This window comes from Aeromicrobium sp. Root495 (assembly GCF_001426755.1).
GTDB lineage: Bacteria > Actinomycetota > Actinomycetes > Propionibacteriales > Nocardioidaceae > Aeromicrobium.
The window spans coordinates 1,362,779-1,384,121 of sequence record NZ_LMFJ01000001.1 but is presented as its reverse complement, the minus strand read 5'-3'; the positions used below and the strand labels follow the sequence as shown (position 1 = coordinate 1,384,121).

Sequence of the window (21,343 nt, the reverse complement as noted above, 5' to 3'; positions counted from 1 at the left end):
CTGGACAGTTGCGCCTCACTCGCACCGTGGAAGGGTGGGAGGAGATGACTGACGAAGCGCGACGCAAGGGAGACCACACCATGACCGGCCGACTCGGCATCGACGACGTGACGCCCGAGGTGGCCGGCGGTCGCGACCCCGCCAAGGCCGTCGTCGGCGAGCACGTGCCCGTCACGGCCACGGTGTGGCGCGAGGGCCACGACGCCGTGGCGGCGACCGTGGTCTGGAGCGGCCCCGACGGCACCGAGCGCAGCACACGTCTCGCCGAGGTGGGCAGCGGCCTCGACCGGTTCGCCGCCACGATCGTGCCCGACACCGTCGGCGAGTGGACCTTCCGCGTCGACGCGTGGAGCGACCCGTGGAGCACCTGGACCCATGCCGTCATGGTGAAGATGGCCGCGGGCCAGGACTCCGCCCAGCTGGCCAACGACCTCGAGATCGGCGCGCGGATCCTCGACCAGAAGGTCACCCAGGGCCGCAGCAAGAACATCCTGAAGGACGCAGCGGCCGCGTTGCGCGCCTCCACCCTGGAGCTGTCCGAGCGGGTGGCCCTCGCCCTGGGGGGAGAGGTGCAGCAGCGCATGCACGAGGACCCGGTCCGCGAGCTCCTCACGGAGGGCGTCCCGCACCGGTTGTGGGTCGACCGCGCCCGAGCCGCCTTCGGATCCTGGTACGAGCTGTTCCCGCGCTCCACGGGCGGCGTCGACAAGAAGGGCCTGCCCAAGCACGGCACCCTCAAGACCACCGCCAAGGCACTCGACCGCGTGGCACGCATGGGCTTCGACGTCGTCTACTTCCCGCCCATCCATCCCGTGGGGCGGGTGAACCGCAAGGGCAAGGACAACACGCTCACCCCCGGGCCCGACGACGTCGGCTCGCCGTGGGCCATCGGCTCGTCCGACGGTGGCCACGACGCCATCCACCCCGAGCTCGGCACCTTCAAGGACCTCGACGCCCTCGTGAAGCGCGCCAAGGCCCTCGGGCTCGAGGTCGCGCTCGACCTCGCCCTCCAGGCGGCGCCCGACCACCCGTGGGCCTCGGAGCATCCCGAGTTCTTCACCGTCCTCCCGGACGGGACCATCGCGTTCGCCGAGAACCCGCCCAAGAAGTACCAGGACATCTACCCGCTCAACTTCGACAACGACCGTGACGCCATCTACGCGGAGATGCTGCGCGTCACGAAGGTCTGGATCGACCACGGGGTCACGATCTTCCGCGTCGACAACCCGCACACGAAGCCCACCGACTTCTGGGCGTGGCTCATCGCGGAGATCAAGGCCGAGCACCCCGACGTCCTGTTCCTCGCCGAGGCCTTCACCCGACCGGCCCGCCTCTTCGGGCTCGGACGGGCCGGCTTCACGCAGAGCTACACCTACTTCACGTGGCGCACCGAGAAGGGCGAGCTGCTGGAGTTCGCCGAGCAGCTGCGTGACCACTGGGACGAGTCGCGACCCAACCTCTTCGTCAACACGCCCGACATCCTGCACGAGTCCCTGCAGGTGGGCGGGCCGGCCATGTTCGCCATCCGCGCCGCGCTCGCCGCCACGATCTCACCCACGTGGGGCGTGTACTCGGGCTTCGAGCTGTTCGAGCACGAGCCGCAGAAGCCCGGCAGCGAGGAGTACCTCCACTCGGAGAAGTTCGAGCTCCGTCCGCGCGACTTCGAGACGGCCCTCGCCGAGGGACGCTCGCTCGAGCCGTGGATCACGCGGCTCAACGAGATCCGCCGAGACCACCCGGCCCTGCAGCAGATGCGCACGCTGCTCGTCCACGAGGTCGACTCCGACGCGCTGCTCTCGTTCTCCAAGTCCGACCCCGAGACCGGCGAGATCGTCGTGGTCGTCATCACGCTCGACCCGCACGGTCCGCACGAGGGCACCCTCCGCCTCGACCTGCCGGCACTCGGCCTCGACTGGGACGACCGGCTCGTCGCGCACGACGAGGCGACGGGGGAGACCTACGACTGGGGTGCCGCCAACTACGTGCGGCTCGACCCCACCCGCGCGGTGGCGCACATCCTGACCATCCGACGCAGGGAGGACTGATCCCATGGACGACCCCACCACCCGGAGCAGCAACACCGAGAGCCCCGCTCCGGACCACGCGCTCGAGGGACTCGACGACACGCCTCACACCGGCGAGTCGGTCGAGGCCGACGGCACCCTCGTCGAGCCGCAGGCCGGGGACTTCGAGCACCACCAGCAGGACGCGCCCCAGCCGGACTGGTTCAAGAGTGCCGTGTTCTACGAGGTGCTCGTGCGCGCCTTCGCGGACTCCAACGGCGACGGGACGGGCGACCTCAAGGGACTCACGAGCCGGCTCGACTACCTCCAGTGGCTCGGTGTCGACTGCCTGTGGCTCCCGCCCTTCTACGCCTCACCCCTGCGCGACGGCGGCTACGACATCAGCGACTTCCGCGCCGTCCTGCCGGAGTTCGGGACGGTCGACGACTTCGTCGAGCTGCTCGACGAGGCGCACGCCCGCGGCATCCGCGTCATCACCGACCTGGTCCTCAACCACACCTCCGACGCCCATCCCTGGTTCCAGGCCTCCCGCAACGACCCCGACGGCCCGTACGGCGACTTCTACGTCTGGAGCGACGACGACTCCAAGTACCCGGACGCGCGCATCATCTTCGTCGACACCGAGACGTCCAACTGGACGTACGACCCCGTCCGCGGACAGTTCTTCTGGCACCGGTTCTTCAACCACCAGCCCGACCTGAACTTCGAGAACCCGGCCGTGCGCGAGGCCATGATCGACGTGCTGCGCTTCTGGCTCGACCTCGGCATCGACGGCTTCCGGCTCGACGCCGTGCCGTACCTCTTCGAGGAGGAGGGCACCAACGGCGAGAACCTGCCGCGCACCCACGAGTACCTCAAGGAGGTGCGCGCCACGGTCGATCGCGAGTACCCGGGCCGCATCCTGCTGGCTGAGGCCAACCAGTGGCCGTCCGACGTCGTCGAGTACTTCGGCGACCCCGCGGTGGGCGGCGACGAGTGCCACATGGCGTTCCACTTCCCGCTCATGCCGCGCATCTTCATGGCGGTGCGCCGCGAGTCCCGCTTCCCGATCTCGGAGATCCTGCAGCAGACGCCAGAGATCCCTGACGGCACCCAGTGGGGCATCTTCCTGCGCAACCACGACGAGCTGACGCTCGAGATGGTCTCCGACGAGGAGCGCGACTACATGTACGCGGAGTACGCCAAGGACCCGCGCATGAAGGCCAACATCGGCATCCGTCGTCGGCTCGCCCCGTTGCTGGAGAACGACCGCAACCAGCTGGAGCTCTTCACCGCGCTGCTGCTGAGCCTCCCGGGCTCACCGGTCCTGTACTACGGCGACGAGATCGGGATGGGCGACAACATCTGGCTCGGCGACCGCGACGCCGTCCGTACACCCATGCAGTGGTCACCGGACCGCAACGCCGGCTTCTCCCGGGCCGACCCGGGCCGGGTCTACCTGCCGCCGATCATGGACCCGACGTACGGCTACGAGGCCATCAACGTCGAGTCCCAGCAGGGCAGTCCCACGTCTCTCCTCAGCTGGACCCGTCGCATGCTCGCGGTGCGCAAGCAGCACGAGGCCTTCGCGCTGGGGGAGTTCGTCGACCTCGGTGGCTCCAACCCCAGTGTGCTGTCGTACAAGCGGGTCTGGACCCGGCCCAACGGCGACGAGGACGTGGTCCTGTGCGTCAACAACCTGTCCCGCTTCCCCCAGCCGGTCGAGCTGGAGCTCGCCGACCACGAGGGAGCCACGCCGGTGGAGCTCACCGGTCGGGTGCGGTTCCCGCGCATCGGTGAGCTGCCCTACCTGCTGACACTGCCCGGTCACGGCTTCTACTGGTTCCAGCTGAGCGAGCTCGGCGACCAGGGCGAGCGAAGGAGCATGTCATGAGCGAGCCCCTGACCACGAGTGCCGACGACGTCCTGACCGTCGTCGCCGAGGCCCTGCCCGCGTGGCTGCCTTCCCAACGATGGTTCGGAGGCAAGCACCGCGAGATCACGGGCGTCCGTCCCGTCGCGGCCACGACGCTGCTCGACGGAGACCCGTTGCTCGTCCACCTCGTGGTCGACGTCGAGCAGGGCGACCACAGCTCGGTCTACCAGCTGCTCGTCGGCAGCCGCCGGGACCAGCTCCCCGACGTCGCGGCGTCGGCGTCGATCGGCGCCCTGGGCGAGCACACGCTCTACGAGGCCAGCGGCGACGCCGACCTCACGGCCACGCTGCTCGACCTCGTGGTCGATGGCGCCGACCTGGGCGACCTCTCGTTCCGCACCGAGCCCGGTGCCGAGGTGGAGAAGGGACTGCGGGCCCACCCCATCACCTCGGAGCAGAGCAACACCTCCCTCGTCTACGGCCAGCAGTACATCCTCAAGCTCTTCCGCAAGCTGGTGACGGGCGACAACCCCGACCTCCGACTGCACCGGGCGTTGCGCGAGGTGGGCTGCACCCACATCGCCGAGCCGCTCGGCTCCGTGACCGGGACCCTCGACGGTGAGCCCGCCACGATCGCGCTCCTGCAGCGGTTCCTGCCCGACGCCGCCGACGGCTGGGTCATGGCCACCACGAGCGTGCGCGACTTCATGGCCGATCCCGGCTCCGACCCCGGCGAGCTCGGTGGCGACTTCGGCGGCGAGGCCGAACGGCTCGGCGCCGCGATCGCCACGGTGCACGCCGACCTGGACCGCGCCCTCGGCACCGAGAGCGTCGGACAGGACGACCTCGACGCCACGGTGTCGGCCATGGCCGAGCGACTCGCGCGCGTGGCCGCCGAGGTGCCCGAGCTCGCCGACCACGTCCCGGCGCTCGAGCAGATCTTCCAGCAGGTGGCGGACCTTCCCACGCCGCTCGACGTGCAGAACGTCCACGGCGACCTCCACCTGGGCCAGGTGCTGCGCACCCTCTCGGGCTGGATCGTCCTGGACTTCGAGGGCGAGCCCGCTGCGAGCATCACCGAGCGTCAGGAGCTGCGCTCCACCCTGCGCGACGTCGCAGGCGTGCTGCGCTCCTTCGACTACGCCGCGCAGCAGATGCTCGTCGGCGAGGAGCCCGACGAGAGCATGGCCGAGCGCGCCATGGTGTGGGCCGAGCACAACCGCTCCGCGTTCTGCGACGGCTACGCCGCCGTGGCCGGCTCCGACCCCCGGGACCAGGAGGTCCTGCTCCGTGCCCTGGAGCTCGACAAGGCCGTCTACGAGGTCGGCTACGAGCACGCCAACCGGCCGGACTGGCTCGGCGTGCCGCTCGCCTCCATCGCCCGACTCGTCAGCCAGGAGGACTCATGACCACCGCCACGACCAGCTGGCCCGTCGGCGAGCTCGACCTCCACCTCATCGCCGAAGGTCGCCACGAGCGGCTCTGGGACGTGCTGGGAGCCCATGTCACCTCCGTCGACGGCACCGAGGGCACCGCGTTCGCGGTGTGGGCGCCGAACGCCCGGACCGTCCAGGTCGTCGGTGACTTCAACGGCTGGGACGGCAGCGCCCACGCGCTCCAGTCCGTCGGGTCGGGCGTGTGGAGCATCTTCGTGCCCGGTGTCGAGGCCGGCGCCGTCTACAAGCTCAAGATCCAGGGCCCCGACGGCACGTGGACCGACAAGGCCGACCCCATGGCCTTCGGCACCGAGGTCCCGCCGGCGACCGGGTCCGTCGTCACGGCCCCCCGCCATGTCTGGAAGGACGACGCGTGGCTGGCCGAGCGTGCGCGCCGTTCTCCGCACCAGTCGCCCGTCAGCATCTACGAGGTCCACCTCGGCTCGTGGCGACCCGGGCTCGGGTACCGCGAGCTGGCCACGGAGCTGGCCGACTACCTCGAGCTCACGGGCTTCACCCACGTCGAGCTCATGCCGGTCGCCGAGCACCCCTTCGGCGGTTCGTGGGGCTACCAGGTCACGTCGTACTACGCCCCCACGTCGCGCTTCGGCTCGCCCGACGACTTCCGCTGGTTCGTCGACGAGCTGCACCAGCGTGGGTTCGGCGTCATCGTCGACTGGGTACCGGCCCACTTCCCACGGGACGCGTGGGCCCTGGCCCGCTTCGACGGCACGCCGCTCTACGAGCACCCCGACCCGCGCAAGGGCGAGCAGCCCGACTGGGGCACGTTCGTCTTCGACTTCGGCCGCCGCGAGGTGCGCAACTTCCTGGTGGCCAACGCGCTGTACTGGCTCGAGGAGTTCCACCTCGACGGTCTGCGCGTCGACGCCGTCGCATCGATGTTGTACCTCGACTACTCCCGCAACGACGGCGAGTGGGTGCCCAACGAGCACGGCGGGCGCGAGAACCTCGAGGCGGTGCAGCTGCTCCAGGAGCTCAACGCCACGGTCTACAAGCATCACCCGGACACCATGATGATCGCCGAGGAGTCCACCGCATGGCCCGGCGTGAGCCGGCCGACGAGCGAGGGCGGTCTGGGCTTCGGCTTCAAGTGGAACATGGGATGGATGCACGACACGTTGTCGTACCTGGGCAACGAGCCCGTGCACCGCTCGTACCACCACGGCGAGATGACCTTCGCGATCGACTACGCCTACACCGAGAGCTTCATCCTGCCGCTCTCCCACGACGAGGTCGTCCACGGCAAGGGCTCGCTCTGGGGTCGCATGCCCGGTGACGACTGGAACAAGGCGGCCGGCGTGCGGTCGCTGCTGGCCTTCATGTGGGCCCACCCGGGCAAGCAGATGCTCTTCATGGGCGGCGAGTTCGGCCAGGAGGGGGAGTGGGCGGAGTCCCGCGGCCTCGACTGGCACGAGCTCGAGCAACCTCTCCACCGCGGCGTGCAGGACCTCGTGGCGACCCTGAACGGCATCTACCGGGAGACCCCTGCGCTCTGGACCGCCGACCACGAGCCGGCGGGCTTCCGCTGGATCGACGCGAGCGACACCGCCGGCAACGTCATCGGCTTCCTGCGCATCGGCACGGACGGCTCCCAGGTGGCGTGCCTCGCCAACTTCTCCGGCGCCCCGCACCACGACTACCGCATCGGTCTGCCGGTGGGAGGCACGTGGCGCGAGGTGCTGAACACCGACGCCGAGGTCTACGGCGGATCGGGCGTGGGCAACCTGGGGTCGGTCGACGCAGAGCCCGTGCCCCACCACGGTCTCGAGCACTCGGCGCTCGTGCAGCTCCCGCCCGCAGGCGTGCTGTGGCTCGTCCCCGACACCTCGCGGCACCGCGCCCCGCTCGATCCGTCCGGTTCGACGCACTGACGAGGGGTACTTCCTCCGCAGACCTTCCCCCACCCCCAGGAGCACCATGAACGCCGCTGGCGTCTACGCGCTGGCGGGAGCAGCGCTGCTGCTCGCCGTCGTGCTGCCGCACGCCCTGCGCAGCGTCGCCCTGTCGGCGCCCGCCGTGCTGCTCGGTGTCGGCGCGCTGGCCGGGTTCCTCCCGCTTCCCGACGCGCTCATGATCGACCCGGTCCGCGACCGGGAGGCCGTGCAGCACCTCACCGAGTTCACGGTCCTCGTGGCGCTCATGGGTGTCGGGCTGTCCCTCGACCGGCCGCTCAGCCTGCGCTCGTGGCGCGCCTGGCGGCGTTGGGGGACCACCTGGCGTCTGCTCCTCGTCGCCATGCCGCTCACCATCGCAGCCACGGCGGCGCTCGGGGTCGTCGCAGGTCTGGCGCCGGCCTCGGCCCTCCTGCTCGCGGCCGTCCTGGCGCCCACCGACCCCGTGCTCGCCTCCGACGTCCAGGTCGACGGGCCGACCACGGAGCAGGACGAGCCCGACGAGATCGACGAGGCCGACGAGGTGCGGTTCGCGCTCACCTCCGAGGCGGGTCTCAACGACGGCCTGGGGTTCCCTTTCGTGCACCTCGCCGTGCTGGCCGCGGGGGGCTTCGCCCTCCACGACGGCATCGTCTGGGTGGGGTGGGACCTCCTCGGCCGCACCGGCCTCGGGGTGGTCGTCGGGGTCGTCGCGGGCTGGGTCCTGGCCAAGGCGGCGTTCAGGGGACTGCGTCCGTCGATGCGCACCGCCGAGACAGGCGAGCCGCTGCTGGCGCTCGCAGCCGTGATGCTCTCCTACGGTCTCGCCGAGCTCGTCGGCGGCTACGGGTTCCTCGCCGTCTTCGCGTGCGCCATGACCATCAGGTCGGCCGAGCGCAACGACGAGTACCACGCGCTCATGCACCAGGTGGTGCAACGGCTGGAGCGGCTCCTGACGCTCGTGGTCCTGCTCCTGCTCGGGGTGGCGCTCTCCGGCGGCCTGCTCGGAGCGCTCACGTGGCAGGCCGCCCTCGTGGCCGTCGCGCTGGTGCTGGTCGTGAGGCCGGTGACGGCCTGGGTCGCCCTCAAGGTCGGCGCGCCGCCCAAGGACCGGGTGGGCGATCACCACCTCGGACCTCGCGAACGACTCGTGACGGCGTTCTTCGGCGTCCGTGGCGTGGGCTCGTTGTTCTACCTGGCCTGGGCCACCGGGATGGCCACGTTCTCCGACACCGACGTCCTGTGGGCGACCGTGGGTCTGGCCATCACGGTGTCCGTCGTGGTGCACGGCGTCCTGGCCACGCCCGTCATGCGCTGGCTCGACACCCGCCGCGGCGAGTGGGCTGCAGGTTGAGCCGAGTCCTCAGTCGCGGGCGGCGGCCTCGGCGGCCGCCTCGGGGTCCTCGACACCGCGGAAGTGACGGAAGCTCCACACGATGAGCGCGTAGGCGATGAGGGAGGAGGCGATGAGGGTGACGCCGGTGGGCCACCCGCCCACGAGCCACCAGCTGTCGCGCACCGGCCACCACGAGGGAACGTCGGGACGCACGATCCAGAGCACGCCGAAGGCAGCGATCGCTGCCGCTCCCAGGCAGCTCGCGACGATGCGGGGCCAGGTCTGGACCCCGTCGGCGGCCGCCTTGAACGCTGCCACCTTGACCGGCTCGAGTCGGCGCTCGGCCCACTCGTACTGCTGGGACAGCACGGCCAGCCCGGCCGCCAGGCCGAGCAGCCCCGGGCCGGGGAGGATCAGGGCGGCGAGGCCCGCCACCACGAGCGTCCAGCCGAGCGTCTCGAGGGCCACACGGCGCACGAGACCGTGCGACCGGCGTCTGTCGTCATCCGTCATGGGAACCAGGGTCCCAGACGCCGGCCGGCCGTGCCGACCTAGAGCGACGTGAGCGGCTCGTCCTGCCCCGCGCCGTCGGGGTGCGGGTCGTTGACGTCGGGCTTGGGGTGCTCGTCGGGCGCCGTCTCCTGCTGGGGGTCGGGCATCTCGGGATCGTGCTGCTCCATGGGGGATCCTCTCGGTGGTCCGGGTCCTTCCCATGGTCCGGGCGACACGCCGTGCGCGCACCTCGGCGGCACGTCTTCGCAGGTCAGGAGGGGTCCGGAAAAAGACTTGTCCCTTCGAGGTGTGCTCGGCTCCAAAGCAACGTACCGTCGCCGTGACGGACGACACATGCCGACGGTATGTGTGGGGAGCGAGTGGACGGGAATGATGCATGGCTGACTCACTCATCGAGAGGTCGACGCTGCTGCGGCGCGTCCGCGCGGCCAGCAAGGCGCTCACCACTCCGCTGCACCCCGACGACTACCTCAAGCTCATCAACCCGCTGTGGTCGGCGCGCGAGCTGCGCGGCCGGGTGGAGCGGGTCGAGCCTGTCACGGACCGCTCCGCCACCCTCGTGATCCGCCCGGGCTGGGGCTGGTCCTTCGACTTCCAGCCGGGGCAGTACATCGGGATCGGCGTGGAGCTCGAGGGGCGCTTCCACTGGCGTTCGTACTCCATCTCCTCCGCCCCCGTCCGCGAGGAGGGGACGGTCGCGATCACCGTCAAGGCCATGCCGGAGGGCTTCCTCTCCGAGCACCTCGTCAACGGTCTCGAGCCCGGCACCATCGTGCGTCTCGACGTGCCGCGCGGCGAGTTCGTGCTTCCGGACCCCCCTCCGGCCCGCATGCTCATGATCGCGGGTGGCAGCGGCATCACGCCCGTCATGTCGATGCTGCGCACGCTGAACCGTCGCGGCTCCGTGCCCGACGTCGTGCTGCTCTACTCGGCCACCGACGAGGACGACATGATGTTCGCCGACGAGCTCCGCGCCCTGGCTGCCGAGCACGAGTCGTTCAGGCTGGTCGAGCGCTTCACCGACACCGACGGCTTCCTCACCCCGGACCAGCTGGACGACGTCGTCCAGGACTGGCCTCGTCGTGAGACGTGGGCGTGCGGTCCCGCGCCCATGCTCGACGCCCTCGTGGAGCACTACGAGGAGCACGGCCGTATCGACCGGCTCCACGTCGAGCGCTTCTCGCTCGCCCCGGCCGCCGGCGACGCTGCCGGTGGCACGGTCACCTTCGGCGAGGGTGGCCCGACCATCGAGGTCGACGGGGCCACCACCCTGCTGGAGGCCGGCGAGCAGGCCGGGGTCAGCATGCTCTTCGGCTGCCGCATGGGCATCTGCCACACGTGCGACGTGCCCCTGGCCGCCGGGCGCGTGAAGGACCTGCGCAGCGGCGAGGAGCACGACACCCCCGGCGAGTACATCCAGACCTGCATCAGCGTCGCCACCACCGACTGCACCCTGAACGTCTAGAGGATCGAGAAACCATGGCATACGCAGACGTCCGCGAGTACACGCACCTCACCGACGAGGAGGTCGAGGAGATCGGCCGCGAGCTCGACGCGATCCGCGCCGAGGTCGAGGCCTCACGTGGTCAGGCCGACCGCGACTACGTGCTCCGCATCATCACCCTCCAGCGCCGGCTCGCCGCCGCCGGCCGGATCACCCTGTTCGCGAGCCTCTTCCCGCCGGCCTGGCTGCTCGGGACGGCCCTGCTCTCGTCAGCCAAGATCCTCGAGAACATGGAGATCGGCCACAACACCATGCACGGCCAGTGGGACTGGATGAACGATCCGGAGATCCACTCGAGCAACTGGGAGTGGGACACCACCCAGCCGGCCGAGCAGTGGAAGCACTCGCACAACTACATCCACCACCAGTTCACCAACGTGCTCGGCCACGACAACGACGTGGGCTACGGCATCCTGCGCATGAGCCGCGACCAGAAGTGGACGCCGTACAACCTGGGTCAGCCGGTGTACAACGCCCTGCTGGCGATGTTCTTCGAGTGGGGCGTGGCGCTCCACGACCTCGACATCGAGTCCATCCGCAAGGGCGAGAAGGACCCCAAGCTCCTCAAGAAGCAGCTCAAGCAGATCGGCGACAAGGTCGGCAAGCAGGCCCTCAAGGACTACATCGTCTACCCGGCGCTCACGGGACCGGCCTTCGTCAGCACCCTGACGGCCAACTTCACGTCGAACATCGTCCGCAACTTCTGGGCCTACATGATCATCTTCTGCGGCCACTTCCCCGACGGTGCGGTGCACTTCAGCGAGGAGGAGCTCGAGGACGAGACGCGGGCCGAGTGGTACCTGCGCCAGATGCTCGGGTCGGCCAACTTCGAGGGCGGCAAGCTGCTGCACGTCATGAGCGGCCAGCTGGGCTACCAGATCGAGCACCACCTCTTCCCCGACCTGCCGAGCAACCGCTACGCGGACATCTCGGTGAAGGTGAAGGACCTCTGCCAGCGCTACGGGATCCCCTACACGACCGGACCCCTGCACAAGCAGTACGGCCAGGTGCTGCGCACGGTCATGAAGCTGTCCCTGCCGAACCGTCGCACCAAGGACAACCCGGCTCCGCCGTCGGCCCGCGAGCGTCGTCTGCGTGACGACGAGCGTCCCGGTCGTCGTTCCGAGCTGGGTCGGTGGACCAACACCGCGCCCGTCGGATGAGTCGTCACCCATGAGCAACCCGCCCGACCTGTCGGACCGGCCCCTCGTGGGCGGCTCGGTCGTGCCGTTCGCGTGCGTCGACGACGACGGCCACGCGGCGCACGAGCGCGTCGTCAAGGCGCGCGCCATCCAGTGCGCGCTGAGCCGGATCTGTGGCATCTGTGGGCGGGTGCTCACCCGACCGGTGGCCTTCCCGGGAACTCCGGACGAGGCCATCGACGGCGAGTTCCTGTTCCCGCCGTGCCATGAGTCGTGCGTCCGGGAGGCTGCGGCGGACGCGCGGCAGCTCCTGGGCCACGACCGGCGCCCGCGCCGCTGGGTCCTGGTGACCACCGGTGGGTTCGACCTCGTGCGACCGACCCGCCGCGGCGGACCGGTCTCGTTCCGGCCCAACTCCGTCCTCGATCGCGAGACGCTCCTCGAGCGGGAGTCCGCTCCGCACTCGTGACCTGGCCCGAGGGCTGAGCCACGGGATCGGCCATGATGGGACGGTGGCCGATCTTCCTGGTGGTGCTTCCTGGCGTGAGACCCGACGACGCGAGCTGCTGACCTTCGCGAGGCGGTCCGTCCGTCCCGAGGGCGGGTTCGTCTGGCTCGACGCCAGCGGCCGGCCCGAGCCGGGCAAGGGGCTCGAGCTCTGGATCAACGCGCGCATGACCTACGTCTTCGCGCTGAGCGCCCTGCTGGGGGAGTCCGACGACCTCCGGCTCGCCGACCACGGGGTACGGACCCTGCGCACGCTGCTCCACGACGACGACCACGGCGGCTGGTTCGACGCGGCCGGTCTGGACGGCTCGGTGCCCGACACCACGAAGCGCTGCTACGGACACGCCCACGTGGTGATGGCGGCTGCCACGGCCGCGAGCGCCGGTGCCGAGGGCGGCCAGGAGCTCCTGGCCGAGGCACTCGAGGTGCACGGGACCCGGTTCTGGGACGACACGGCCGGCCGATGCCGTGAGGAGCTCAGTCGCGACTGGTCCCTCGTGGATCCGTACCGCGGCGCCAACAGCAACATGCACACCGTGGAGGCCTACCAGATCGCCGCCGACGTGACGGGCGACCAGGTCTGGCGCGACCGCGCACTGTCGATCTGCGCGGGCATCATCGACCGCAACGCCCGCGAGCAGGGATGGCGCATCCCCGAGCACTTCGACGCAGCCTGGGTGCCGCTGCCGGGCTACAACGAGGACCGGCCGGCCGATCCGTTCCGCCCCTACGGCGCCACACCGGGTCACGCGTTCGAGTGGTCACGGCTCCTCCTGCAGCAGGCGGCCGGGATGCTCGAGCCACCGGTGTGGATCGAGGAGGCGGCCGAGGCGCTGTTCCAGCAGGCGGTCGCCGACGCCGTGGAGCCGGACCGTGCGGGGCTCGTCTACACGACGGACTGGGCCGGCCTGCCGAGCGTCCGGGAGCGATTCCACTGGGTCATGGGGGAGGCGGTGCTGGCGGCCGAGGCGCTCAGCAGCCGGACGAACCGCCCTGGCCACGCCGCCTGGGCCCGGCGCTGGTGGAGCGAGATCGACGAGCACTTCATCGACGACGCCAACGGCTCCTGGCGTCACGAGCTGTCCCCGGACCTGGCTCCGTCGAGCCGCACCTGGACCGGACGCCCCGACGCCTATCACGCGTTCAACGCGCTCACCCTGCCTGGACTGCCACTCTTCCCGAGCCCTTCCGCGGCCGCTGGGGACGCTCGTCCACGGGGTCAGGAGCCCGGACGGTAGACCCGTACGTAGTCCACGACGTAGTCGAACGCGTCCTTCGTGTTCTGCCGGTCGGGCATGCCCCAGTACGACGAGCCGACCTGCATGTTGAGCCGGATGTTGAACGGCCCCGAGAACGCGGTGGACATCCAGGGGACGTCCTTCGTGCTGACGGTCGCGAAGACGGTGTCGTCGATCGTGAACTGCAGGCAGTCGGCCATCCAGTTCACGCCGTAGACGTGGTAGCCCTCGTACACGGCTGGGGTGTGGGTCTGCCAGTCCTGGTGGGCCCAGGCCGTCCACTTGCCGGCCTTGGGTCCCAGGTTGGTGTCCTGCCACAGGGTGGCCTGGTAGGAGCTGGACGGGTTGTACCGCGTCTGGGTCGACGGTGATCCGTACGTCTCCATGATGTCGATCTCGCCGGCCGTCCGGTCGCCTCGGAGCCAGAAGGCGGGCCAGACCCCGCGGGTCCTGGTCCCGTCGGTGGGGAGCTTGGCGCGCATCTCCCAGCGGCCGTGCTCCTGGGAGAACTTTCCGATCGTGTCGAGGTAGCCCGTGGAGTACCAGCGCTGGGACTGCCCGCCGGAGACCGTCTTGGCCTCGCTCATGCGCCGTCCCGCGATCGTGAGCGCGCCGTTCCTGACGGTGACGTTCTCCTTCTTCAGGTACGCCGCGTCGAAGGAGAGGTGGTCGTCGTCGCGCACGCGCCACTTGCTCGCGTCGACGGACGAGCCGTCGAACTCGTCGGCGAAGGTGAGCACGCGCTGCGAGGGGTCGTTGAGCGAGGAGCAACCGACGCCGGGCGCCGGAGCGGTGGGCGCGCTCGCAGTCGGCTCGGTGGGGGTGGCCCCGGGATCAGGCTCCGTGGGACCGGGACTCGAGGCCGCGGGCGGGACGACGCGATAGGTGATGTTGCGGAACCTGATCGACTGGTCCCTCCGCGCCCCGCGCACGAACAACCTCACCGAGACGCGCCGCGTCGCACTCGGGATCGTGATGGACGTCCGCACCGTCCGGTAGCCGGAGTAGACCCGCTTGCTCGGCGCGCTGACCGAACGCAACGCCGTCCCGGACGCCGAGCGCTCCACGAGGTGCAGTCCCGCCACCCCGCGGCGCCTCGAGCTGCTCACCTCGGCCCGGACGACGACGGTGGAGCCGGCCACGAAGCCGGTGGACCCCGGGACGGAGCTGAGCGCCAGGGTGCGCTTCGCGGCGGTGGAACGGTTCTTGAGCCGCATGGCGTGGTGCGAGCCCCGGGTGATGATCGTCGACTCGGTGCGGGTGGACACCCGCCAGGACCGGTGACCGGCGGAGAAGTCGGCGTTGGGGATCGCCGTGGGGGAGACCGTCGTCCCGGCCAGCCCTGCGGCGCCTGCCCCCACGGGCGCCACGCCCGCGAGCAGGCCCATGACGACGACGGCACCCGAGGCGAGTGCCCGACGGCGCGTCCGCCGGGCGCTGCTCGAGGCGTCGGTGCGGTCTCCCATGCCGATCCACCCCATCGTGAAGCGGGTGCCCGGTCTCCCTCCGTGCATCCCTTGTCCGGATCCCACCACAGAAGCGCTTCCGGCAACAGGGGTTTGGCCGATCGAATTCGGGTCGTGTCAATCCCTCGTAGGTCCTGACATCGCGGCGCAGAGGTCCCGTCCGATCCTGGGCGGATCAGGCAGGGGCGGGCACAACGGCGGAGTCTTCCGCCCAGGGACTGCGATGATGGGCTATTCTGGGTCCTGGCCAGCGCGGTTCACCCCCCGAGACCGCGCTGGCCACTTTCATGCCCACGGGCTGGTCATGCCCACGGGCTGGTCATGCCCGGGGGCTGGTCATGACCGGGCGCGGGCGCCGTGCCAGAGGCCCACGAGGCAGCCCACCGTGACGGCGCCGGCGACGATCGCGCCGACCACCGTGTCGAAGGCCATGGCGTGCAGGCCGTCCGGCAGCCGGGTGACGAGCAACGCCGCGCCCACGACCACCGGGACGAGCACGATGCCGAACCAGGTCGAGCGGGGGAGCCGGCGAGCGGGTCGCCGGCCGCCGACCACGTCCTGCCGGGCGAACCACGTCGCGAGGAAGCCCAGGACCGCGAGGGTTCCCAGCAGTCCCGACGCGTACTGCAGCCACGTGGCACCGATGAGCGGGCCGTGGCGCTCGGCCAGGACGGCCACGTGCTCGGTACCCCAGCGGCCCGGGTGGGTCAGCTCGTCCCAGAGCACGTGCGTCAGTGCCCCGACCGCACCCGCAGGCAGGACCCAGGCCCATTCCGCTCGATCGAGCCGAGCCGACGCAGGAAGCCTCGAGCGCAGGAAGTCTGGCAGGAGGTCGACCAGCGGGTCACGTACCCAGGCGAACCAGACAGCGAGCACGACGACCGTGAGCACCGGGTCGACCAGCAGGACGCCGACGACGGAGTGGGTCCAGCCGTACGCCCCGAAGGCCTGGGCGAAGACCGGGAGGTCGGGGACGGTCGAGCCGGCCAAGAGCGCCGAGAGCGGCAGTCGCGTCCTCCGCAGCGGCAGCACCAGCAGCGGGTGAGCGGGGGTGAACGGCATGCTCAGACGGGCAGGAGCCGGGTCACGAAGGCGGACAGCTGGTCCACCGTGCAGCACTCGTGCATCTCCACCACGTCGGCGTACTCCGGCGCCACCGAGTCGCCGAGGCCCCACCGGGTGGAGTGCTCGGGGTTGAGCCAGAAGGTCCGCCGGGACCGCGCGGCGACGTCGTGCAGGGCACCGAGGTTGAGGCCCTGGTTGTTGTTGCGGGCGTCGCCGAGCACCAGGACCGAGGTCCGCGGGCCCACGGCGGAGAGATACTTCTCGGCGAAGTCGCCGAGCGCCTCCCCGTAGTCGCTGCTCGTGTGCCACTTCGTGATGCGGGCCTCGTCCGCGATGCGTCGGCTCAGGTCTCCTGCGTACGTCGGGTCCTTCACGAGGTCGGTGACCTCGTCCATGGCGTTCACGAAGGCGAACACGCGGACCTTGCTGAACTGGTCGCTGAGGGCCTGGACGAGCAGCATGGTGAAGCTGGAGAACCCTGCGACCGAGCCGGAGACGTCGCACAGGAGCACCAGCTCCGGCCGGGCCGGGTGCGGGGGAGCGTAGGCGGGTCGGATGGGCACCCCTCCGGTACCCATGGAGCGCCGCAGCGTGCGGCGGATGTCGATGCGTCCCCGACGGGCTCGACGGCGGCGGATGGCCAGGCGCGTGGCGAGCTTGCGGGCCAACGGGCGGACGGTCGCACGGAGCTCGTCGAGCTGCTGCCGGTTGGCGGAGAGGAACTCCACCTGGCCGGTGCCCTGGCGCACGGCGTGGCGGGTCACGACGTCGCGTCCGCGTACCTCCGCGGTGCGCCGGCGGGCCTCGGCGGCCACCATCTGACGGAAGGCCTCCACGCCCCGTCGGACCTCGTCGCGGGCGAGCCGCTCGGTGACGGAGCCCTGCGTCGGGCCTTGTCCCTGGCCGGTTCCCTGACCCTGGGCGCTGCCCGCCCCGCCGGAGCCCCGCTGCTGCTGTGCGCGCGCGATGAGCGTCTGGGGCTGGAGCCGGTCGAGGGTCTGGTACGCCGACCAGCCGGCCGTGTTGGTCCCGGGCGTCCCCACCTCGCCGAGGGCGTCCACCGCGAGCTCGGCCACCTGCTCCATGGTGCGCAGGTCGAGCTCGGCGAGCGCCATCGCGAGGAGGTCTCGGATGTCCTCGAGGTCGAAGAGCCCGTCCTCGGACCCGTCGAGCACGGCCTGCTCCAGGACGGACTGCCGCGCACCGGTGCCGGCGGGGAAGAAGAGGTCGAACGTCATGTCGAAGACCTCGCGCTGGCCCCCGCGTCGCACGAGCGCAGCGGCGAGTCCCTCGCGCAGCTGCGTGCGGTCGTCGAGGCCCAGGACCTCGACCACGGCGGCCGCGTCGACCGTCTCGCTCGTGCCGGCGGGGATCCCCTTGTTGCGCAGGGCCCCGACGAACGACACGAGCCGCCCGGCGAGGTCCTCCGACGTGGGGGCCGGGCTCACGGGGCCAGGACCTGGTCCAGGTCGAGGCCCGTCCGCGCCTTGGCGATGTCGTCGTTGTGCTTCAGGATCACGCCGAGCGTGTCGCGGACGACCTCGTCGTCGAGGATGTCGGCACCCAGTGCGAGGAGCGTCCGGGCCCAGTCGATCGTCTCCGCCACCGACGGCTCCTTGCGCAGCGGCAACGCACGGAGGGCGTTCACCACCCGGACCACCGAGCCGGTGAGGGTGGCGTCCAGCTCCGGGACCTTGAGGCGGACGATGCGCTCCTCCAACTCGGCCTCGGGGAACCCGATGTGCAGGAACAGGCAGCGGCGACGCAGGGCCTCGGACAGCTCACGGGTGGCGTTGGAGGTGAGGACGACGAACGGCCGCTGCTTCGCGACGATGGTGCCGAGCTCGGGCACGGTGACCTGGAAGTCGCCGAGCACCTCGAGCAGCAGGCCCTCGATCTCGACGTCGGCCTTGTCGGTCTCGTCGATCAGCAGGACGGTGGGGTGCTCGTTGCGTATCGCCGTGAGGAGTGGGCGGGGAAGGAGGAACTCCTCGCTGAAGATGTCGGTGCGGGCCTCGTCCCACGACTCGTCGCGCCCGGCCGTGATGCGCAGGAGCTGCTTGGCGTGGTTCCACTCGTAGAGGGCGCGGGCCTCGTCGACCCCCTCGTAGCACTGGAGACGGACGAGCTCGGCCTCGCCGGCCTCGGCCACCGCGCGGGACAGCTCGGTCTTGCCGACCCCGGCGGGCCCCTCCACGAGCAGTGGCTTGCCCAGGGTGGCGGCGAGGTAGACGGTCGTGGCCACCGCGTCGGAGGCCAGGTAGCCGACGTCGGCCAGCCGGGCCTTGACGTCGTCGACCGACGTGAACGGACCAAAGCCCATGAACAAGCTCCTTCACCTCGGCGTGCCCGGGCGGGCCGCACTCCCTACCATCGTGCCGTGAGACCCGTGACCGTGACGCAGGAGGTGCCCTCGGCGCCTGACGACGCCTTCGCGGCCCTCACGGAGTGGCAGCGGCACGGCGACGTGGTTCCCTTCACCTCGGTCCGCATCACCGACACCGGCTTCATCGCCCGCACGGCCGTGGGGCCGCTGGGCTTCGACGACGTCATGGACGTCGTGGAGTGGGCGCCGCCGCACGCCTTCCGCATCGAGAAGCGCGGGCGCATGGTGAAGGGCTGGGCCACCGTGACCGTCGTGCCGCACGGCTCGGGCTCGCTCGTGTCGTGGACCGAGGCCGTCCACGTCTGGGGTGTCCCGCGCCTCGGTGCCGGCGTCGAGGCGTTCTTCGCCCGGCTGCTGGTCCGCCGCCTGCTGGGTCGCCTGACCCGGTCGTAGGCTGGCGTCATGTCCTACCGACCGGAGTCCGAGACCCTCGAGATCTGTCGCGATCTCATCCGCATCGACACGTCGAACTACGGCGACGGGTCCGGTCCGGGGGAGCGGGTCGCGGCCGAGTACGTCGCCGCCTCCCTCGCCGAGGTCGGCATCGAGTCCGAGCTCGTGGAGTCGGCGCCGGGGCGGACGAGCGTCGTGGCCCGCTGGGGCAACCAGGACAGCAGCCGTCCCGGGCTGCTGCTGCACGGCCACCTCGACGTCGTCCCGGCACAGGCCCACGACTGGAAGACCGATCCCTTCGCCGCCGAGATCGTCGACGGCTACGTCGTGGGGCGCGGTGCCGTCGACATGAAGGACTTCGACGCGATGCTGCTGTCGACGGTCCGCGCCCGTCAGCGCGCCGGCGTCATCCCCGACCGTCCCATCACGCTCGTCTTCACCGCCGACGAGGAGGCCGGCGGCGTCATGGGCGCACACTGGATCGCCGACCACCGGCCCGACCTGCTCGAGGGCTGCACCGAGGCCATCGGCGAGGTCGGCGGGTTCTCCACCGAGATCGGCGGCAAGCGGCTCTACCTCATCGAGTCGGGGGAGAAGGGCATCGCCTGGATGCGCCTGCGCGCCACCGGCACGGCCGGCCACGGCTCCATGCGCCAGCCCGACAACGCCGTCACGCACCTCGCCGAGGCGCTCGTGGCACTGGGCCGGCACGAGTGGCCCCAGGAGCCCGGTCCGTCGATGAAGCTGCTCCTGGACAAGGTCCGCGAGCTCACCGGCTCGGACTCCCAGGACCCCGAGGTCCTGCTCGAGCACTTCGGGCCCGCCATCCGCATGATCGGCGCGGGGATCCGCAACACCACCAACGCGACGATGCTCCAGGCCGGCTACAAGCACAACGTGGTGCCCGGCGAGGCCGTGGCGTACGTCGACGGCCGGTACCTCCCGGGCCATGCCGACACGTTCATGCCGGCCGTCCAGGACGTCGTGGGCGACCGGGTGATGGTGGAGCCGTACATCACCGACGCCGCGCTGGAGTTCCCGCTCGAGGGCGACCTCGTCGACGCCATGACCGTGGCCCTGCATGCCGAGGACCCCGAGGCGCACATCGCCCCGTTCCTGATGTCGGGCGGCACGGACGCCAAGGGCTGGAGCAAGCTCGGCATCACGTCGTACGGCTTCACGCCCCTGCGACTGCCCGGCGACCTCGACTTCACCGCCCTCTTCCACGGCGTCGACGAGCGCGTCCCCATCGACGCCCTGGAGTTCGGCTCGCGCGTGTTCGACCGCTTCCTCGACCTCGTCTGACCCGCCCCCGCTGAGTGTGACGTTTCCGGGGTGAATGGCCCCATCTCACCCCGAAAACGTCACGCTCAGCGGCGGACGAGGGTCAGAAGGTGGCGCGCATCCGGATGATCTTGCGGCGCAGGCGGACGGTGCGGTGCCCCGAGGGGTCGCGGCGGAGGTGGTCGAGCTCCCAGCCCTGGTACTCGGCTGCCTCGGTGAGCATGCGACAGACGGCGTTGCGCGACTTGGTGCGCGGGATGTTGAGGTTCCAGAACTCGTACTCGACCACGGTCAGCTCTCCTGTCTCGGTGTCGTGGGGTCATGGGGGGCGGAGACGTCGTCGAGTGCCGCGAGGATCTCGGCGGGCACCTCGACCTGCTCCGAGCCCAGGTTCTCGGCCAGCTGTGCCGTGGTGCGCGCTCCGACGATGGCCGACGCCACCCCTGGACGGTCGCGCAGCCACGCGAGCGCCACCTGGGCCGGTGAGACCTTCAGGCCGTCAGCCGCCCTGGCCACGGCGCCGATCACACCGGCGCGGCTCATGTACGGCGCCATGAACTGCTCGTAGTCGGGGTTGGCGCCGCGGGAGTCCGACGGGATCCCGCCGCGGTACTTGGCCGTGAGCACGCCTCGCCCGAGTGGCGACCACGCGAGGATGCCCATGCCGTGGTGCTCCACGGCCGGCACCACCTCGACCTCGACGCCCCGGTTCACGAGCGAGTACTCGACCTGCGCGCTCACGAGGGGCACGGCGGCTGCTCGACCGGCGAGCCACGTGTGCGCGAGCGACGTCTGCCAGCCGGCGAAGTTGGAGATCCCGACGTAGCGCACCTTGCCGCTCGCGACGGCGTGCTCGAGCGCGGCGAGGGTCTCCTCGACCGGAGTCTCCTCGTCCCAGTAGTGCACCTGCCAGAGATCGAGGTGGTCGGTCTCGAGCGCGCGCAGGGACTGGTCGAGCTGGTCGAGCAGCGTGCGACGCGAGGTGTCGGCGACGAAGGTGCCGGCCCGGAAGCCGACTCCCGCCTTGCTGGCGAGAACCACCTGGTCGCGCGCCCCCAGCGTGGAGAGGGTCCGGCCGAGTGTGGCCTCACCGTGACCGTCGCCGTAGACGGGCGCCGTGTCGATCAGGGTGCCACCGGCATCGAGGAAGGCCTTCACCTGCTCCTCGGCCACGAGGTCGTCGACCGCAGCGCCGAACGACATGGTGCCGAGCGCGAGCCGCGAGACCTTCAGGCCGGAGTGACCAAGGCGACGTTCCTGCATGGCGCAAGGCTAGCCAGCAGGCCGTGAGCGCGCCGGTAG

Annotated in this window: 19 protein-coding genes; 11 read left to right on the top strand and 8 right to left on the bottom strand. The window is 70.7% G+C overall.

The window, feature by feature from the left end:
* The first annotated feature begins 44 nt into the window (after positions 1 to 44).
* Genes ASD11_RS07005 through ASD11_RS06985 form a run of 5 tightly spaced genes read left to right on the top strand, consistent with a single transcriptional unit; the run spans position 45 to position 8,561 of the window.
* On the top strand, positions 45 to 2,045 hold the full coding sequence (locus ASD11_RS07005) for an alpha-1,4-glucan--maltose-1-phosphate maltosyltransferase (RefSeq protein WP_327019522.1): 2,001 nt from the start codon (positions 45 to 47) through the stop codon (positions 2,043 to 2,045).
* Between the two features lie 4 nt (positions 2,046 to 2,049).
* Positions 2,050 to 3,897 carry a maltose alpha-D-glucosyltransferase gene (gene treS, locus ASD11_RS07000; RefSeq protein WP_056285076.1) on the top strand — a complete coding sequence of 616 codons (1,848 nt, stop codon included), beginning with the start codon at positions 2,050 to 2,052 and terminating at the stop codon, positions 3,895 to 3,897.
* On the top strand, positions 3,894 to 5,288 hold the full coding sequence (locus ASD11_RS06995; RefSeq protein ID WP_056285072.1) for a maltokinase N-terminal cap-like domain-containing protein: 1,395 nt from the start codon (positions 3,894 to 3,896) through the stop codon (positions 5,286 to 5,288). Before treS ends, ASD11_RS06995 begins: the two co-directional genes overlap by 4 nt.
* On the top strand, positions 5,285 to 7,207 hold the full coding sequence (gene glgB, locus ASD11_RS06990) for a 1,4-alpha-glucan branching protein GlgB (protein WP_082554213.1): 1,923 nt from the start codon (positions 5,285 to 5,287) through the stop codon (positions 7,205 to 7,207). The genes ASD11_RS06995 and glgB overlap by 4 nt, the downstream gene beginning before the upstream one ends.
* Positions 7,208 to 7,253: 46 nt before the next feature.
* Entirely contained in the window at positions 7,254 to 8,561 is a 1,308-nt protein-coding gene (locus ASD11_RS06985) for a cation:proton antiporter domain-containing protein (protein WP_056285071.1), read from the top strand.
* Between the two features lie 9 nt (positions 8,562 to 8,570).
* Here the strand turns inward: ASD11_RS06985 and ASD11_RS06980 are convergent, their stop codons facing one another.
* Positions 8,571 to 9,056, bottom strand: a complete 486-nt coding sequence (locus ASD11_RS06980; RefSeq protein ID WP_056285068.1) for a PGPGW domain-containing protein — start codon at positions 9,054 to 9,056, stop codon at positions 8,571 to 8,573.
* A 38-nt stretch (positions 9,057 to 9,094) separates the two neighbouring features.
* A complete protein-coding gene (locus ASD11_RS18800; protein WP_268750680.1) occupies positions 9,095 to 9,223 on the bottom strand; it encodes a hypothetical protein in 129 nt (42 codons plus the stop codon).
* 209 nt (positions 9,224 to 9,432) lie between these two features.
* Here ASD11_RS18800 and ASD11_RS06975 point away from each other — a divergent pair, with 209 nt between their 5' ends.
* The 4 genes from ASD11_RS06975 to ASD11_RS06960 are packed head-to-tail and all read left to right on the top strand — an operon-like array spanning position 9,433 to position 13,447.
* Positions 9,433 to 10,521: a ferredoxin reductase gene (locus tag ASD11_RS06975; RefSeq protein ID WP_056285065.1), complete on the top strand. Its 1,089-nt coding sequence runs from the start codon at positions 9,433 to 9,435 to the stop codon at positions 10,519 to 10,521.
* 14 nt (positions 10,522 to 10,535) lie between these two features.
* Entirely contained in the window at positions 10,536 to 11,723 is a 1,188-nt protein-coding gene (locus tag ASD11_RS06970; RefSeq protein ID WP_056285062.1) for a fatty acid desaturase family protein, read from the top strand.
* Positions 11,724 to 11,733: 10 nt separating this feature from the next.
* Positions 11,734 to 12,171: a hypothetical protein gene (locus ASD11_RS06965; protein ID WP_056285059.1), complete on the top strand. Its 438-nt coding sequence runs from the start codon at positions 11,734 to 11,736 to the stop codon at positions 12,169 to 12,171.
* A 43-nt stretch (positions 12,172 to 12,214) separates the two neighbouring features.
* On the top strand, positions 12,215 to 13,447 hold the full coding sequence (locus ASD11_RS06960) for an AGE family epimerase/isomerase (protein ID WP_056285057.1): 1,233 nt from the start codon (positions 12,215 to 12,217) through the stop codon (positions 13,445 to 13,447).
* On the opposite strand, the gene ASD11_RS06955 is transcribed toward ASD11_RS06960, so the two are convergent.
* The 4 genes from ASD11_RS06955 to ASD11_RS06940 all read right to left on the bottom strand — a co-directional run bounded on the left by ASD11_RS06955 (position 13,429) and on the right by ASD11_RS06940 (position 18,301).
* On the bottom strand, positions 13,429 to 14,913 hold the full coding sequence (locus ASD11_RS06955) for a glycoside hydrolase family 16 protein (RefSeq protein WP_056285055.1): 1,485 nt from the start codon (positions 14,911 to 14,913) through the stop codon (positions 13,429 to 13,431). The genes ASD11_RS06960 and ASD11_RS06955 overlap by 19 nt on opposite strands.
* A 336-nt stretch (positions 14,914 to 15,249) precedes the next feature.
* Complete coding sequence (locus tag ASD11_RS06950) at positions 15,250 to 15,975, bottom strand: DUF4184 family protein (protein WP_056285054.1); 726 nt, start codon at positions 15,973 to 15,975, stop codon at positions 15,250 to 15,252.
* A gap of 2 nt (positions 15,976 to 15,977) precedes the next feature.
* Positions 15,978 to 17,426 (bottom strand): VWA domain-containing protein, encoded by a 1,449-nt coding sequence (locus ASD11_RS06945; protein WP_056285049.1) that lies wholly within the window; start codon positions 17,424 to 17,426, stop codon positions 15,978 to 15,980.
* A complete protein-coding gene (locus ASD11_RS06940; RefSeq protein ID WP_056285046.1) occupies positions 17,423 to 18,301 on the bottom strand; it encodes an AAA family ATPase in 879 nt (292 codons plus the stop codon). Before ASD11_RS06940 ends, ASD11_RS06945 begins: the two co-directional genes overlap by 4 nt.
* 57 nt (positions 18,302 to 18,358) lie before the next feature.
* On the opposite strand from ASD11_RS06940, the gene ASD11_RS06935 reads away from it, so the two are divergent.
* The gene (locus ASD11_RS06935) at positions 18,359 to 18,757 is read left to right on the top strand and encodes an SRPBCC family protein (RefSeq protein WP_056285042.1); all 399 of its coding nucleotides are present in this window, start codon (positions 18,359 to 18,361) and stop codon (positions 18,755 to 18,757) included.
* Between the two features lie 9 nt (positions 18,758 to 18,766).
* Entirely contained in the window at positions 18,767 to 20,062 is a 1,296-nt protein-coding gene (locus ASD11_RS06930) for a M20/M25/M40 family metallo-hydrolase (RefSeq protein ID WP_056285039.1), read from the top strand.
* A gap of 82 nt (positions 20,063 to 20,144) precedes the next feature.
* Here the strand turns inward: ASD11_RS06930 and ASD11_RS06925 are convergent, their stop codons facing one another.
* On the bottom strand, positions 20,145 to 20,330 hold the full coding sequence (locus ASD11_RS06925; RefSeq protein ID WP_056285036.1) for a DUF5703 family protein: 186 nt from the start codon (positions 20,328 to 20,330) through the stop codon (positions 20,145 to 20,147).
* 2 nt (positions 20,331 to 20,332) lie between these two features.
* On the bottom strand, positions 20,333 to 21,304 hold the full coding sequence (locus ASD11_RS06920) for an aldo/keto reductase (protein ID WP_056285033.1): 972 nt from the start codon (positions 21,302 to 21,304) through the stop codon (positions 20,333 to 20,335).
* Between the last annotated feature and the right edge of the window lie 39 nt (positions 21,305 to 21,343).